Origin of the sequence: Serratia sp. PGPR-27 (assembly GCF_022678525.1) — a bacterium.
Taxonomy (GTDB): Bacteria; Pseudomonadota; Gammaproteobacteria; order Enterobacterales; family Enterobacteriaceae; genus Serratia; species Serratia nematodiphila.
Genome location: NZ_JALBYS010000003.1, coordinates 95,825 through 110,675 on the forward strand (window position 1 = coordinate 95,825; position 14,851 = coordinate 110,675).

Genomic DNA, 14,851 nt, shown 5'->3' on the forward strand with positions numbered 1-14,851 from the left:
TCGTGCTGCGCCCCTGCGGGGTTTAACGGCCGTACGGCTTCACCTGCCCGCTCAGCCCGCTGATCGAGTTCAGCGACGGCAGCGCCGCCTGCAGCTTCTGCTTGGAGGCATCCGGGCCGACGTAGATGCGGGTGATCTGCCCCTGCACCGGCGTTGACGGCACGGTAAAGGCGCGATAGCCCGAGAGGCGCAGCGAGGCGACAATCTCGTTCGCCTTGGCGGCATTTTTCAACGCCCCGAGCTGCACGACGTAGGCTTGCCCGGCCGGCGCTTTTTCTTCCGCCGGTTTCGGCTGCGGCGTCGGTTCAGGTTTCGGCGTCGGCTCCGGCTTCGGTACCGGCTTCACTTCCACCGGTTTCGGTTGCGGCGCCGGTTTCGGTTTCACTTCCACCGGTTTGGTTTCTACCGGTTTCGGCTTGGGCTGCGGCACCGGCTGAGGACGCGTTTCGACCGGCGGCGGCGCCACCTGCGCCGGCTGCTGAGCACCTTGCCGCACCGCCTGTTGCGCCGCCGCTTCATTGGCCGCCTGCTGTTCGACCAGCGCGCCCGCCCCTTCCGGCGGCTGCGCCGGCAACGGTTGCGTCACCGGTGGCAGCACGTCGTTCTCTTCGACGTCGCCCGCCTTCGGCACCAAAGGAATGGCCGCGAATTCATCCTCGTAATGCTTCTTTTTACCGTCCAGCAACCCTGGCAGGATGATCACCCCCAGCGCCACCAGAATCACGGTTCCGACCAGTCGGTTCTGAAATTTACTCGCCACTCACACTCCCCGCATCTCGTCTGACGCCGCCATCACCTGCGCCACGGTGTGGAACGATCCACAGACGATTACAATATCCTGTTTATCAGCATCCTGCATAGCCTGCCGCCAGGCAGTTTCGACATCATTAAAGCGGCGCGGTTCCGCCAGATGTTGCGCCAGCTGTTCGACGCTGGCGCCGCGCGGCCCGTCGAGCGGCGCGCAGTACCATTCATCCACCTGCTCGCTGAGGCAGGCCAGCGTGCCGGCGATATCCTTGTCCGACAGCATGCCCACCACCGCGCGCACCTTGCCGCCGTTGCGCGGCAGTTTGGCCAGACGCCCGGCGAGATAGCCGGCGGCGTGCGGATTGTGCGCCACATCGAGGATCAGCGTCGGCTCACGCCGCACGATCTGGAAGCGCCCCGGCAGCGTCGCCTGCTGCAGCCCGGTGAAAATCGCGCGTTCGTCGATTTCCAGTGGAGAACAGTTGAGCGCCGCCAGCGCGGTAGCGGCGTTGGCCAGCGGTACGTTCGGCGTCGGCAGATCGGTCAGCAGCGTGTCGCCGCCCTGCCACTGCCAGCGATCGCCCTGCTCGCTGAAGCGCCAGGCTTCGCCGCGGCGAGACAGCGGTGCGCCCAGCGTTTCGGCAACCTGACGAATGCTGTCCGGCATGTCGGGTTCACCGACCACCGCCGGTTTGCCGCTGCGGAAAATGCCGGCCTTTTCACGGCCGATGCTTTCGCGATCGTTACCCAGCCAGTCGGTGTGATCGAGCGCAATGCTGGTGATCACCGCCACGCTCGGATCGACGATGTTGGTGGCGTCGAGGCGCCCGCCCAGGCCCACTTCCAGGATCACCACGTCGAGCCGCGCCTGTTTGAACAGCTGCAGCGCCGACAGGGTGCCGAATTCGAAATAGGTCAGCGACGTTTCGCCGCGGCCGGCTTCAATGGCGGCGAACGAGCGGCTGTGCTCCGCTTCGCTCAGCTCTTCCCCCTGAATGCGCACGCGTTCGGTATAGCGTACCAGATGCGGCGAACTGTAGACGCCGACGCGCAGGCCGGCGGCCAGCAGAATCGCTTCAAGGGTGCGACAGGTGGTGCCTTTGCCGTTGGTGCCGGCAACGGTGAACACCGTGGGTGCGGGGGTCAGTAAATCCAGATGCGCCGCGACGCGCTGTACGCGCTCAAGGCCGAGTTCGATCGCCTGGCTGTGCAGACGTTCCAGATAATAAAGCCACGAGCTCAATGGCGACGTGGCTTGGGGAATTTGGTGGTTTTGCATGAGTCCCATCACTGAACTTGGGTTCATTAATCCATCAGGGCACCACCCTCACCGCGGTAAAGGCGATGCGCTTCGTGACTGCCGCCAGCCTGCCAACCGCAGCGGATAGGCTACGGCCGGCGGAGAGCGGGCATCAGCCGTCACTTAGCCACAAAGTGGCGGCTGAACCCGGGCGGGATCTGTCTTTGCCTCAGGCGTCGGCCTGCTGCTCCGGCTCAATGACCGGCGCGGCCTCATCGAAATGCGGCTGCGGCTGGTTGGTCAGCTTGGACAGAATGCTCGCCAACGTTTGGCGCATTTCCGGACGGCGAACGATCATGTCGATCGCGCCTTTTTCGATCAGGAACTCGCTGCGCTGGAAGCCTGGTGGCAGTTTCTCGCGCACGGTTTGCTCGATAACGCGCGGGCCGGCAAAACCGATCAGCGCTTTCGGCTCGGCGATGTTGATATCGCCCAGCATCGCCAGGCTGGCGGAGACACCGCCCATGGTCGGGTCGGTCAGCACGGAGATATACGGCAAGCCGCGCTCCTGCATTTTGGCCAACGCCGCGCTGGTTTTCGCCATCTGCATCAGCGACATCAGCGCTTCCTGCATACGCGCGCCGCCGCTGGCGGAGAAGCACACCAGCGGACAGTTGTCCTCCAGCGCCTGCTCAACCGCACGCACGAAACGCGCGCCGACCACGGAAGACATCGAGCCGCCGATGAAGGCGAATTCGAAGGACGCGGCGACGATCGGCATACCGTACAGCGTGCCCTTCATCACCACCAGCGCGTCTTTCTCGCCGGTCGCTTTCTGTGCGGCGACCAGACGATCTTTATAGCGCTTGGAATCCTTGAATTTCAGAACGTCCTTCGGCTCCAGATCGCTGCCCAGCTCCACTTCGCTGCCTTCGTCCAGCAGGGTATGCAGACGCGCGCGCGCACCCATACGCATGTGGTGGTCGCACTTCGGACACACTTCCAGATTACGCTCCAGCTCGGCGCGGTAGAGAACCTGGCCGCAGCTGTCGCATTTAGTCCAGACCCCTTCAGGAATGCTCGCCTTACGGGTTTGTGTGATATTGCTCTTGTTAAGAATTCGTTCAATCCAGCTCATCGATGACCTTTCTGTTTGAACCTGGCACACGCCAGTCCGCTGTTCATGCTTTAACAATCCCCCCGAAAACACCCCAATGAAAAAATGCCCGTTCGCGGCGCGGCAAGCGCGGCGACTGAGGCATCGGCTTCAGGGTTGTTCGCAGGAACAGACCATAATGTCGCTCATTAAACCATATCGGCCCGACGCTGTGGACAAAAAACTGGTCGAACCGACAGGTTAAGCGATGTTTTTACTGTTTTTGCTGGCGGGCGGCCGCGCGCTTGTGGCGCCAAATTTCAATCACCCCCGGCAGAATCGAAACGATGATGATCCCGACGATCAACAGTTTCAGGTTCTCCTGCACCACCGGCAGATCGCCGAACAGGTAGCCAGCATAAGTGAAGAGCAGCACCCAAACCAGTGCGCCAATCACGTTGTAGGCGGCGAAGTGGCGATAGGACATATGCCCCATACCGGCGACGAACGGCGCAAAAGTACGCACGATCGGCACGAATCGCGCCAGAATAATCGTTTTCCCGCCGTGCTTCTCATAAAACTGATGCGTTTTATCCAGGTAGCTGCGGCGGAAGATTTTCGAATTCGGGTTGCTGAACAGCTTCTCGCCGAACAACCGCCCGATAGTGTAGTTCACCGCATCGCCGATGATCGCCGCCACGGCCATCAACGCCACCATGGTGTGCACGTTCAGATCGTTGGTCGGCAACGCCGCCAGCGCGCCGGCGACGAACAGCAAAGAATCCCCCGGCAGGAACGGCGTCACCACCAGACCGGTTTCACAAAACAGGATCAGGAACAGAATAGCGTAGACCCACATGCCGTATTGTGCGACCAGTTCGGCCAGGTGCACATCAATATGCAGAATGAAATCAATAATAAACTTGATGATGTCCATAAATTCTCTCATTGATGCCGGGCGTTTCAATCACCCGGCAGAAGCACAAGGGAGCGACGCTTTCAGGCGTGCCGGCGTTTAATCGTCGGGCAAAAACAGCGGCCCCATCGGCGGCCGCGGCAGACCAAAGTGGTCAGGGTAATCCACGGCAACCAGATACAGCCCCTCGGCTCGCGCCGTCGCCGCCGCCAGATTGCGATCCTTCAGCGCCAGCAACTCGGCCATCCAGTTCTCATCCTGATTGCCGCAGCCGATCTCCATCAGGCTGCCGACGATGTTGCGAACCATGTGATGCACGAAGGCATTCGCCTTGATATCTACCACAATATATTCGCCGTAGCGCGTAACCTTAACGTGTTTTACGCAGCGCCACGGGGTGCGCGACTGGCATTGCACCGCGCGGAACGACGTGAAATCGTTCTCGCCCAGCAGCGCCTGCGCCGCCCGATGCATGCGATCGGCGTCCAGCGGGTGATAAAAATGCGTTACCCCCTGCTGCAGCACCGCCGGCCGGTAGCGATGGTTGAAAATGATATAGCGGTAGCGGCGCGCGGTGGCGCTGAAACGCGCGTGAAAATCGTCGGCAACGGGGCTCACCCAACGCACCGCAATATCCGGCGGCAAATGGGTATTCACCCCCATCGTCCAGGCGGCGTCCTTGCGGCGCGCAGTGGTTTCGAAGTGCACCACCTGCCCGGTGGCGTGCACCCCGGCGTCGGTACGCCCGGCGCACAGCACGGTAATCGGTGCATCCGCCACCTTGCTCAACGCCTGCTCCAGGCGTTCCTGCACGCTGGCCACTTCTTGCTGCCGCTGCCAGCCGTAATAACGGCTGCCGTCATATTCGATGCCCAGCGCTACCTTCAGCGTCGGCTGAGCGGGCGAGACCACCTCAGACATCAGTACATCTGCTCCTGCACCAGACGCTCGGCGGTTTCGACAGCCATCAACGCGCCGCCGAAGCGCACGTTGTCCGCCACCGTCCAGAACTGCAGCAGCTCGGGGATGCCGTAATCGTTACGCAGGCAGCCGATGCTGAGCGCATCGCTGCCGGAAGCGTCGGTGACCTGGGTCGGGTAATCGTCCTCTTCGCTCAGCTGAATATCTTCGACCTCTTCGAGCTCGCTGCGCGCCTCTTCGGCGGACAGCGGGCGCAGCGCTTCCAGGTGCACCACCTGCGCGTGACCATAAAACACCGGCGACTGAACGCAGCTCACCGAAATCGGCAGCCCTTCATCCTGCAGCACCTTGCGCACCTGATCGACGATCAGGCGCTCTTCGCGCACGCTGCCCTGCTCGTCGGCGACAAGCGGCAGCAGGTTGAACGCCAGCTGTTTACCGAAAACGCCTTCCTCGGCCGGAATGCCGTTCAGCAGGCGCGCGCTCTGGCCGGCCAGATCGTCCACCGCCACCTTGCCGCGCGACGATACCGACATCAGCGTGGTGACGTGCAGACGCGACAGCCCCGCCTGTTCGGTCAGCGGTTTGATCGCCGTCAGCAGTTGGCTGACCATGCTGTCGGCCACCGCCACGATATTGCGGTTACGGTAATCCGCCAGCACCTGCGGGTTCACGCCCGGCACCACCAGCGGCACATCCGGCTCCATGGCGAACAGGCCGCTGGTGTCGATCACCAGGCAGCCCATGTTGCCGGCTTCTTCGGCATAGCGCGCGGAAGCGTCGCTGCCGGCGACGAAGAAGGCCAGCTGCGCCTGCGACCAGTCGAACTCTTCGGCATTTTGCACCAGAAGAGACTTGCCGTTGAAGCGCACATTGGCGCCCGCGCTGCGTTCGCTTGCCAGAGGATAGAGCTCACCCACCGGGAACTGGCGTTCCTGCAACAATTCCAGCAACGCTTCACCTACCGCGCCAGTGGCGCCGAGCAGCGCGATATTCCAGCCGTCAGACATCGGGTTTTCTCCAGAGTATTTCATTCATAAAAGCACACGGGCAGTGCAATCACCGCCCGATAATCTTTACCGCTCACTGTAGCGGCGTTGGCTTAAGACAACCTTACGCCCTACGCCACGCTGAAGCCCAGCTTGCCGAGCAGCTCGGCGCTGGCGCTGTCATCGCATTGCACGGCCAGCGAAGACCACTCGCGGCGCTCCTGGTAGTGCTTGCGCAGGCGATCGAATTCGCCCGGTTGCCCGGCGACTTTGCGCAATGGCGCATCATCGCGGCGCACATCATACACCAAGTGCATCAATCGTTTTAACCGCGCTTCATCCAGCGGCCCGTTGAGGCGGATCTGGCTGAACTCCGGCACCGGCAGCAGCGAGGCCAGCGCCACCTGCTGCGGCTGCCCCAGATGGCGGCTGAACGCTTCGAACACCTGGGTGGTGCCGCGCGCCTTGCCTTCCAGCGTATACCCGGCGATATGCGCGGTGCCGATATCCACCCGCGCCAGCAGCGGCAAGGCGAGGTCCGGCTCCGGTTCCCACACGTCCAGCACCGTGCTCAGCTTTTTGCCCTTTTCCAGCGCCTGCAGCAGCGCGGCGTTATCCACCACCGGCCCGCGGCAGGCGTTGATCAGAATGCGGTTGTCCGGCAGCGCCGCCAGCAGGTCGGCATCCGCCAGATGCAGCGAATGGTAAGGGCCGGATTTATTCAGCGGCGTATGGAAGGTCAGCACATCGGCCTCGGCCACCAGCTTCTCCAACGGCCAGAACTCCCCGGCGTCGCCGCGATCGGCGCGCGGCGGATCGCACAGCAGCGTGCGCACGCCCAACGCTTTGAGGCGCGCGTCCAGGCGGGAACCGACGTTGCCCACGCCGACGATGCCGACGGTTTTATCCCGCAGGTGGAAGCCGTCGCGTTCGGCCAGCAGCATCAAGGCGGAGAACACATACTCGACCACCGCGATGGCGTTGCAGCCCGGCGCGGCGGAAAACCCGATGCCCTGCCGTTGCAGCCAGGCGTCATCGACGTGATCGGTGCCGGCGGTGGCGGTGCCGACAAAGCCGATGCGGCTGCCGGCCAACAGGGCTTCATTGACCTTGGTGACCGAACGCACCATCAGCGCGTCGGCATCCGCCAGCGCCTCAAGCGGGATCGGACGCCCCGGCACCGCCTGCACGTCGCCCAGGCGGCTGAACAGCTCGGCCGCGTACGGCATATTTTCATCAACCAGAATTTTCACTGCGTTCTCCGACGGTTTACGGCTATTGGTCTGCGAAATAGTGTGCCACTGAATCAGGCACGGCGAAAGCGCTCAGGGGTGGTGCCGGCGATCTGCTGGAACATGACGATAAAGGCCGACGCGGAGCTGTAGCCGACGTCCAACGCCACGTCCTGCACGGTTTTGCCCTGCTCGAGCAACGACACGGCATGCAGAAAACGCAGGCGCTGGCGCCACTCGCTGAACGACATGCCCAGATCCTGCTGGCAGCGGCGCGACAGCGTGCGCTCGGTGGTGTAGACCCGCGCCGCCCACGTTGCCAGCGAGGTGTTGTCCGCCGGGCAATGCTCCAGCGCTTCCAGCACCGGCGCCAAAAATTTGTCGTCCGACGACGGCAGATAGGTTTGCTGACGCGGCGACAGGCGCAGCTGGTCGATCAGCACCTGACAGAGGCGCAAATCCTCCTCCGCCTGCGGAATGTACTGCTTGCGCGCATAGAAATCCTCGGCGATGGCACGGAAGATGGGCGTTACGCTCACCAGACAGGGGTCGGCCGGCATGCCGGCGCACAGCGCCGGCGTAATGTCCACCATGCGGCACTGCGCCAGTCGCTGGTTGTAGCAGGAGTGTTCGATGCCCGCCGGCGCCCACAACACGAACTCCGGCGGCGCCAGAAAGCGCTGCCCGCCGATGCGCAGCACCATCACCCCGGCTTTGACCCACATCAACTGGCCCCAGGTGTGGCTGTGCGGCTGGAATTCGGTGCGCGCGTTAAACTCTTCACAGCGGAACTGCACCGGGTTGGGCGCCGGGATCAGCGACTCAGGGAAATGGCGGATTTCTGGCATGGTTTCGTCCCGTGATTTGTCTTGTTTACGCCGATTTTTGTCTGGATATCGCTATATATGATAAACCGGACACGCGTAGACTAGCCAGCATGTTGGACGTTATTGAGAATAATTATCATGAATATGCTCTTCCCACTGTTGGCCGTGCTGATATGGTCGATTAACGCCGTTGTCAGCAAACTCTCCGCCACCGCCATCGATCCGGCGGCCATTTCACTTTACCGCTGGCTGCTGGCGCTGATCGCCCTGACGCCGTTCGTGCTGCCGGGCGTGCTGCGCAATTGGGCGCAGGTGCGCGCCAACTGGTGGAAACTAATGATCCTCGGCTTGCTGGGCATGGTGCTGTATCAAAGCCTGGCCTATTACGCGGCGCACAGCGTCAGCGCGCTGTTTATGGGCATCATCGTGTCGCTGATCCCGCTGCTGACCATCCTGATCAGCATCGTCCTGCTGCGCATTGCGCCGACCGTCGGCGTGCTGCTCGGCAGTATTCTCTCCTTCGGCGGTTTGATCTGGCTGGTCAGCGGCGGCCAGCCCGGCGTGCTGCTGCAGCACGGTATCGGCAAGGGGGAATTGATGATGCTGCTCGCCACCGCCTCTTACGCGCTGTATGGCGTGTTGACCAAACGCTGGGCCATCGCGCTGCCGAACTGGCAATCGCTGTACGTGCAGATCCTGTTCGGCGTGCTGCTGCTGCTGCCTAATTTCCTGATGGCGCAGGATGTCGGCTTGAACGGCCATAACCTGCCGCTGGTGCTGTTCGCCGGCATTCCGGCTTCGATCATCGCCCCGTTCCTGTGGATCCAGGGCGTGATGCGCCTGGGCGCCAACACCGCCTCGATCTTCATGAACCTGGCGCCGGTGTTTACCGCCGCTATCGCCGTGCTGTTCCTGCATGAGCAGTTGCACGGTTATCACCTGATCGGCGGCGGCATTACCCTGCTGGGCGTTATCCTGTCGCAGCGGCTGCGCACGCCGCTGACGCGTAAAGCCAAAGCCCCGGCGGCCGACGTCGAGTCCTGCAAAGAACAGGCTTAAGGCAACAGCCTGAAACGCACCCGCACCAACAGACCGCCCAGCGCGGCGGAGCTCAACAGCTCCGGGCGGGTGCCGTGATAGGCGGTGATGTCCTTCACCAGCGCCAGCCCCAGGCCGGCGCCCGGCTGATCGCCCACGTTGTCCAGCCGGTGAAATGGCTGCAGCGCCAGCGCCTTGTCCTGCAAGGCGATGCCGGGGCCGCTGTCTTCAATCTCCAGCACGCCTTCCCCCGTCGCCTTCTCCTGCGTGAGGCGAGCGGTGACCACGCCCTGACGCGGTGTGTATTTCAACGCGTTGTCCAACAGGTTGGCGCACAGCTCGGCCAACAGCAGCGGTTCCCCCGCCACCTGACACGCCGCTTCACCTTCGAAGCCGAGATCGATCTGTTTGCTGCGCGCCTGCGGCAAGCGGGAAAAACAGGCGTCGCGCAGCACCTGCGCCAGGTTGACCGGCTGCAGCTTGCGCTCGGCCTGGTGCTCGCTGGCCTTCAGGCGTGAGAGATACAGCAGGCGGTCGGTCAGTGCCACGGTATTGTCCAGCGTCGCGCTCATCGCCTGCAGGCTTTCGCGCCACTGCTGCGGCCGATCGCTGGCCAGCGCCACCCCGACCTGAGTCTTCAACACCGCCAGCGGCGTGCGCAGCTGGTGGGAAGCGTCGGCGCTGAAACGTTCCTGACGCGCCACCATCAGCCGCAGCCGTTCGATATAGCGATTGAACGCCACCAGCAGCGGCTGCATCTCCGACCACGGCAATACCCGCGGCAAGGGCGTCAGCTCGCCCGGATCGCGCCGCAGCATGATGCCGGAGAGTTTACGCATCGGCTTCAACACCCGCTTGAGCAGCGCGAACGCCAGGATCAGGGTCAACACCACCACCGTGCCCTGACTCAGCAGCGCCGCGATCATCATCTGCCGCGCCAGGTAACGGCGCGACTCCAGGGTTTCCGCCACCAAAATGGTCGCCATGCCGCTCACCCCCGACTCGTTGACCGGCTGAAACAGCGCCGCCACGCGGATCGGCCGGCCGAGATATTCCGCATCGTAAAAATGCACCAGCGCCGGGTAGAGCGTGGAACGCGGGATATGGGGCGGCAGCGACGGCAAATCGTCATAGCCCGAGATGCTTTTTCCCTGCGGCGAAATCACCTCGTAATACAGTTGATCGTTCATGTTGCGCTCGAAGCTGTCGAGCACCACATAGGGCACATCGACTGCCAACTTGCCTTCGCGCACCACCAGTCGCTCCGCCACGGTGCGCGCCGACGCCAGCAGCGTGCGATCGTAAGCCAGAGTGGCGGCGCTCATGGCGCTGAAGTAGTGGGTGTAGATAGAGATGCCGCCCAGCGCCAGCAGCGGCAGGCCAAAAAACAGCAGCAGTTGATAGAACAGCGAACGCGGGGCGTTAAACCACCGCATTGCAGAGCTCCAGGCTGTAGCCCAGACCGCGCAGCGTGACGATCGCCACGTCGCTGCCCTGCAGCTTTTTCCGCAGGCGGTGTACGTAAAGCTCGATGCTCTCCGGATTGGCCTCGTCGGACAGCGTAAACACCTGCTCGAACAGCTGCTGCTTGGCCACCGGGCGGCCGCGCCGATGCATCAGCGCGGTCAACACCGCCAGTTCGCGCGGCGTCAGCGCCAGCGGCTTGCTCTCCAGCAGAAAATAGCCTTCGTCATGGTAGGTCAACGCGCCGTACTGCAACGCCGGCTGCGGGGCGCCGACGCTGCGGCGCAGCAGCGCCCGAATACGCGCCTCCAGCTCGTCCAATTCGAACGGCTTGGTGAGGTAATCGTCTGCCCCCAGATTCAGGCCCCTTACCCGATCGGCCACGTCGGTGCGCGCCGTCAGCAACAGCACCGGCAGATCCTGCCCGCGCTTGCGCAGGCGCGCCAGCAAATCCAGGCCGTTCAAACGCGGCAACGCCACATCCAACACCGCCAGCGCATAACGCTCGTTGAGCAACAGATGATCGGCCGCCACGCCGTCCGGGGCGACGTCGACGGCAAACCCGGCGCCGGTCAGCGCCTTTTGCAACCAGTGAGACAGCTCGGGGTGATCTTCAACCAATAACAGTCGCATGTTCCCATTCCATTGATTTACCTGAACAACCTGGCGCCGACACGGCATCCGTTAACAGGCTGATAACAAAGGATGGCATGGAAAATAAGGGGATAAAAGAGCGCCGCGCCGCCAGTTTTGGGAGCTGGCACACAATTATGCGTATGGAGCGCGATCGCAGGGCGGCGTCAGATCAGCGGAATGGGGCTATCGGCAACGGCAATGTCCAGCACCGGGCGCAGCTTGTCGGCGGTAAACGGCGAAGAAACCAGCACGGAGCGGTTGTTGGCGGCAAACACCAGATCGATGCCGGTCACGCAGGCGGTCATCTGACAGGCATACTTTTCACCGTCGGCGTTGACGAAATGCAGCTCAAACACGCCAACCTCGGGGCGCAGGCGCTTCAAACGACACTGCCCGCTTTCTCCCGCCATCTCGGCGTAGACCTCAGGCAACCGTTTAATTGCGCATACTTTGGCGCTGTCCCTGCCACCAAACAATTTCCCTAACGAAAACATATTACTGCGTCTCTATTCATTTCACTGATCATGATTTTATCGCAAAAGCAGAACGACAAACCTGATATTACGCAGGATTTTGGCCGGTTTAGCGCCCTGTTCTTGCCCTCGTTTCTATGGTAGCGCACCCGCCATTCGCTGGCGACAAGAGACCCTAATCACAGACTGGAAACTTTTCCGGCCACTGAAAGGTAAATGAAAGGTTGTTGTTTTAACAATCCTGCAACCGCACCCGGCGGGATTTCACAACCAGAACAATACCGAGGGCAAGTCACAATGAAAAAAATAATGACCCGAACCTTTACCGCCGCCGCCCTGTTGCTGGCGGCCTCTCAGTCCTTCGCCGCAGAGGCGCCCAAACGCACCGAATGCATTGCGCCGGCCAAACCCGGCGGCGGCTTCGATCTGACCTGCAAACTGATTCAGGTGTCGCTGCAGGATACCAAGGCCATCGATAAACCGATGCGCGTCACCTATATGCCCGGCGGCGTCGGCGCGGTGGCCTACAACGCCATCGTCGCACAACGCCCGGCGGAGTTCGGCACCGTGGTGGCCTTCTCCGGCGGCTCGCTGCTCAATCTGGCCCAGGGCAAGTTCGGCCGCTACAACGTGGACGACGTGAGATGGCTGGCGGCGGTCGGCACCGACTACGGCATGATCGCAGTGCGCGCCGACTCGCCTTACAAAACCCTGAAAGACCTGATGGACGCTTTCCAAAAAGATCCCAACAGCGTGGTGTTCGGCGCCGGCGCCTCCATCGGCAGCCAGGACTGGATGAAAACCGCGCTGCTGGCGCGCGAAGTCGGCGTGGATCCGCGCAAGATGCGCTACGTGGCGTTCGAAGGCGGCGGCGAGCCGGTCACCGCGCTGCTGGGCAACCATATTCAGGCGGTTTCCGGTGACCTGAGCGAGATGGTGCCTTACCTGCAGGGCGACAAGATCCGCGTGCTGGCGGTGTATGCCGAGCAACGTCTGCCGGGCCAGCTGGCCGATATTCCCACCGCCAAAGAGCAGGGATACAGCCTGGTGTGGCCGATCATTCGCGGCTTCTACGTCGGGCCGAAAGTCAGCGATGAAGAGTATCAGTGGTGGATCGACACCTTCCAGAAAATGATGGCGACCGACGAATTCAAACAGCAGCGCGATCTGCGCGGCCTGTTCGAATTCAACCTGACCGGCAAAGAGCTGGACGCCTACGTGAAGAACCAGGTTGCCCAATACCGTGAGCAGGCGAAAGTGTTCGGCCTGGCCAAATAACCGCAGGGGAAAACCATGAGCGATCGTATTTTTGCCGGTTTTTGGCTGCTGCTGTGTATCGGCGGGCTGTTCATCGGCTGGGGCATCCAGAGCGAATACAGCTATGAACCGCTGGGGCCGCGCCCGTTCCCGCTGGCGATCCTCAGCCTGATGGCGCTGTGCGCGGCCCTGCTGTTGCTGCGCCACCCGCAGGCGGTGGAGTGGCCGCACAGCAAGGTGTTGCAGCGGCTGCTGGTGCTGGTGATCACCCTGGTGCTGTATGCCTGGGGCTTTGAATGGCTCGGCTTCCCGCTGGCGACCGCGCTGCTGACGTTCAGCATCGGCCTGTTGTTTCAGGCCAGCCTGCCGGCGGCGGCCATCTCCGGCGTCATCATGGGCGCAGCGTTGTACTACGCCTTTGACCAACTTCTCGATGTCACACTGCCGCTCGGCGCCTGGCTGAGCTAACGGGAGCGATGATGGATACCTGGATGTATTTGACCCAAGGGTTTGAAGTGGCGCTGGTGCCGCAGAACCTGATTATCGCCCTGATCGGCTGCTTCGTCGGCACCATCGTCGGCCTGTTGCCGGGGCTGGGGCCGATCAACGGCGTGGCGATCCTGCTGCCGCTGGCGTTCGCCCTCAAACTGCCGGCCGAATCGGCGCTGATCCTGCTGGCGACGGTGTATATCGGCTGCGAATACGGCGGGCGCATCTCGTCGATTCTGCTCAACGTGCCGGGCGACGCGGCGGCGATCATGACCGCGCTGGACGGCTACCCAATGGCGCAGCAGGGGCGCGCCGGCGTGGCGCTGTCCATCTCGGCGGTCAGCTCGTTCGTCGGCTCGATGATCGCCATCGGCGGCATCATTCTGTTCGCGCCGCTGCTGGCCCGCTGGTCGCTGGCCTTTGGCCCGGCGGAGTATTTCGCCCTGATGGTGTTCGCCATCGCCTGCCTCGGCAGCATGATGAGCCAGAACCCACTGAAATCGCTGCTGGCGGCGCTGATCGGCCTGGGGCTGGCAACGGTGGGCGTCGACGCCAACACCGGCGTTTACCGCTTTACCTTCGACAGCGTGCACCTCTCCGACGGCGTGCAGTTCATCGTGGTAGTGATCGGCCTGTTCTCGGTCAGCGAAATCCTGTTGATGCTGGAGAGCACCAGCGCCGGCCAGAAGCTGGTGCGTAAAACCGGCCGGCTGCTGTTCAACCGCAAAGAGGCGGCGCAGTGCGCAGGCCCGACCCTGCGTTCGTCGGTGATCGGTTTCTTCGTCGGCATTCTGCCGGGCGCCGGCGCCACTATCGCCAGCGCGCTGACCTACATGACCGAGAAGAAAATCAGCGGCAACAGCGACACCTTCGGTAAAGGCGATATCCGCGGCGTCGCAGCGCCGGAAGCGGCCAACAACGCCTCGGCCTGCGGTTCGTTCATTCCGATGCTGACGCTGGGGGTGCCGGGCTCCGGCACCACGGCGGTGATGATGGGCGCGTTGACGCTGTACAACATCACCCCCGGCCCGGCGATGTTCACCGAACAGCCGGATATCGTCTGGGGGCTGATCGCCGCGCTGCTGATCGCCAACGTCATTTTGTTGATCATGAACCTGCCGCTGGTCGGTCTGTTCACCCGCATGCTGACCATCCCGTTGTGGTTCCTGGTACCGGCGATCGCCGCGGTTTCGGCGGTGGGGGTTTATGCGGTGCACAGCACCACCTTCGACCTGCTGCTGATGGTCGGATTGGGGGTGTTCGGCTACATTCTGCGCAAAATGCATTTCCCGATGTCGCCGCTGATTCTGGGCTTTGTGCTGGGTGAGATGCTGGAACAAAACCTGCGCCGCGCGCTGTCGATCAGCAACGGCGAGTTCGGCATTCTGTGGAGCAGCAGCATCGCGCAAACGCTGCTGGTATTGGCGGTCGCGGTGCTGGCGTTGCCGCCGCTGCTGCGCCTGATGCGCAAACGCCGCCAACCGACGGCCGAGGCCAAGGCCGAATAACGCGAAACGGGCGGGGAT

15 protein-coding genes are annotated in these 14,851 nt (G+C 62.6%); 4 read left to right on the forward strand and 11 right to left on the reverse strand.

Going from position 1 to position 14,851, the window contains the following annotated elements; translation table 11 throughout:
- Positions 1–22: 22 nt before the first annotated feature.
- From dedD to MMS95_RS02795, 8 genes are all read right to left on the reverse strand, one after another.
- Positions 23–760, reverse strand: a complete 738-nt coding sequence (gene dedD / locus MMS95_RS02760; protein ID WP_015378591.1) for a cell division protein DedD — start codon at positions 758–760, stop codon at positions 23–25.
- Positions 761–2,026, reverse strand: a complete 1,266-nt coding sequence (gene folC / locus MMS95_RS02765; protein WP_015378592.1) for a bifunctional tetrahydrofolate synthase/dihydrofolate synthase — start codon at positions 2,024–2,026, stop codon at positions 761–763.
- 190 nt (positions 2,027–2,216) lie between these two features.
- Positions 2,217–3,125, reverse strand: a complete 909-nt coding sequence (accD, locus tag MMS95_RS02770; RefSeq protein ID WP_004936126.1) for an acetyl-CoA carboxylase, carboxyltransferase subunit beta — start codon at positions 3,123–3,125, stop codon at positions 2,217–2,219.
- A 232-nt stretch (positions 3,126–3,357) separates the two neighbouring features.
- Positions 3,358–4,020, reverse strand: a complete 663-nt coding sequence (locus MMS95_RS02775) for a DedA family protein (protein WP_004936130.1) — start codon at positions 4,018–4,020, stop codon at positions 3,358–3,360.
- A gap of 78 nt (positions 4,021–4,098) precedes the next feature.
- Positions 4,099–4,920, reverse strand: coding sequence for a tRNA pseudouridine(38-40) synthase TruA (truA, locus tag MMS95_RS02780; protein ID WP_015378593.1), 822 nt, complete (start codon positions 4,918–4,920; stop codon positions 4,099–4,101).
- A complete protein-coding gene (locus MMS95_RS02785; protein WP_015378594.1) occupies positions 4,920–5,930 on the reverse strand; it encodes an aspartate-semialdehyde dehydrogenase in 1,011 nt (336 codons plus the stop codon). Before MMS95_RS02785 ends, truA begins: the two co-directional genes overlap by 1 nt.
- Positions 5,931–6,040: 110 nt before the next feature.
- Positions 6,041–7,162 carry a 4-phosphoerythronate dehydrogenase PdxB gene (gene pdxB, locus MMS95_RS02790; protein ID WP_021505571.1) on the reverse strand — a complete coding sequence of 374 codons (1,122 nt, stop codon included), beginning with the start codon at positions 7,160–7,162 and terminating at the stop codon, positions 6,041–6,043.
- Between the two features lie 53 nt (positions 7,163–7,215).
- Entirely contained in the window at positions 7,216–7,989 is a 774-nt protein-coding gene (locus MMS95_RS02795) for a helix-turn-helix transcriptional regulator (RefSeq protein WP_015378596.1), read from the reverse strand.
- A 117-nt stretch (positions 7,990–8,106) separates the two neighbouring features.
- Here MMS95_RS02795 and MMS95_RS02800 point away from each other — a divergent pair, with 117 nt between their 5' ends.
- On the forward strand, positions 8,107–9,027 hold the full coding sequence (locus MMS95_RS02800) for a DMT family transporter (protein ID WP_004936141.1): 921 nt from the start codon (positions 8,107–8,109) through the stop codon (positions 9,025–9,027).
- On the opposite strand, the gene MMS95_RS02805 is transcribed toward MMS95_RS02800, so the two are convergent.
- The 3 genes from MMS95_RS02805 to MMS95_RS02815 all read right to left on the reverse strand — a co-directional run bounded on the left by MMS95_RS02805 (position 9,024) and on the right by MMS95_RS02815 (position 11,516).
- A complete protein-coding gene (locus tag MMS95_RS02805; RefSeq protein WP_004936144.1) occupies positions 9,024–10,442 on the reverse strand; it encodes a sensor histidine kinase in 1,419 nt (472 codons plus the stop codon). The two genes, MMS95_RS02800 and MMS95_RS02805, sit on opposite strands and share 4 nt — an antisense overlap.
- Positions 10,429–11,103, reverse strand: a complete 675-nt coding sequence (gene tctD, locus MMS95_RS02810; protein ID WP_004936146.1) for a transcriptional regulator TctD — start codon at positions 11,101–11,103, stop codon at positions 10,429–10,431. The genes MMS95_RS02805 and tctD overlap by 14 nt, the downstream gene beginning before the upstream one ends.
- 167 nt (positions 11,104–11,270) lie before the next feature.
- The gene (locus MMS95_RS02815) at positions 11,271–11,516 is read right to left on the reverse strand and encodes a hypothetical protein (protein WP_021505572.1); all 246 of its coding nucleotides are present in this window, start codon (positions 11,514–11,516) and stop codon (positions 11,271–11,273) included.
- A gap of 360 nt (positions 11,517–11,876) precedes the next feature.
- On the opposite strand from MMS95_RS02815, the gene MMS95_RS02820 reads away from it, so the two are divergent.
- The 3 genes from MMS95_RS02820 to MMS95_RS02830 are packed head-to-tail and all read left to right on the forward strand — an operon-like array spanning position 11,877 to position 14,833.
- Entirely contained in the window at positions 11,877–12,857 is a 981-nt protein-coding gene (locus MMS95_RS02820; RefSeq protein WP_015378599.1) for a tripartite tricarboxylate transporter substrate binding protein, read from the forward strand.
- 15 nt (positions 12,858–12,872) lie between these two features.
- Positions 12,873–13,304, forward strand: a complete 432-nt coding sequence (locus tag MMS95_RS02825) for a tripartite tricarboxylate transporter TctB family protein (protein WP_004936154.1) — start codon at positions 12,873–12,875, stop codon at positions 13,302–13,304.
- A gap of 11 nt (positions 13,305–13,315) precedes the next feature.
- On the forward strand, positions 13,316–14,833 hold the full coding sequence (locus tag MMS95_RS02830) for a tripartite tricarboxylate transporter permease (RefSeq protein WP_015378600.1): 1,518 nt from the start codon (positions 13,316–13,318) through the stop codon (positions 14,831–14,833).
- Positions 14,834–14,851: the final 18 nt, after the last annotated feature.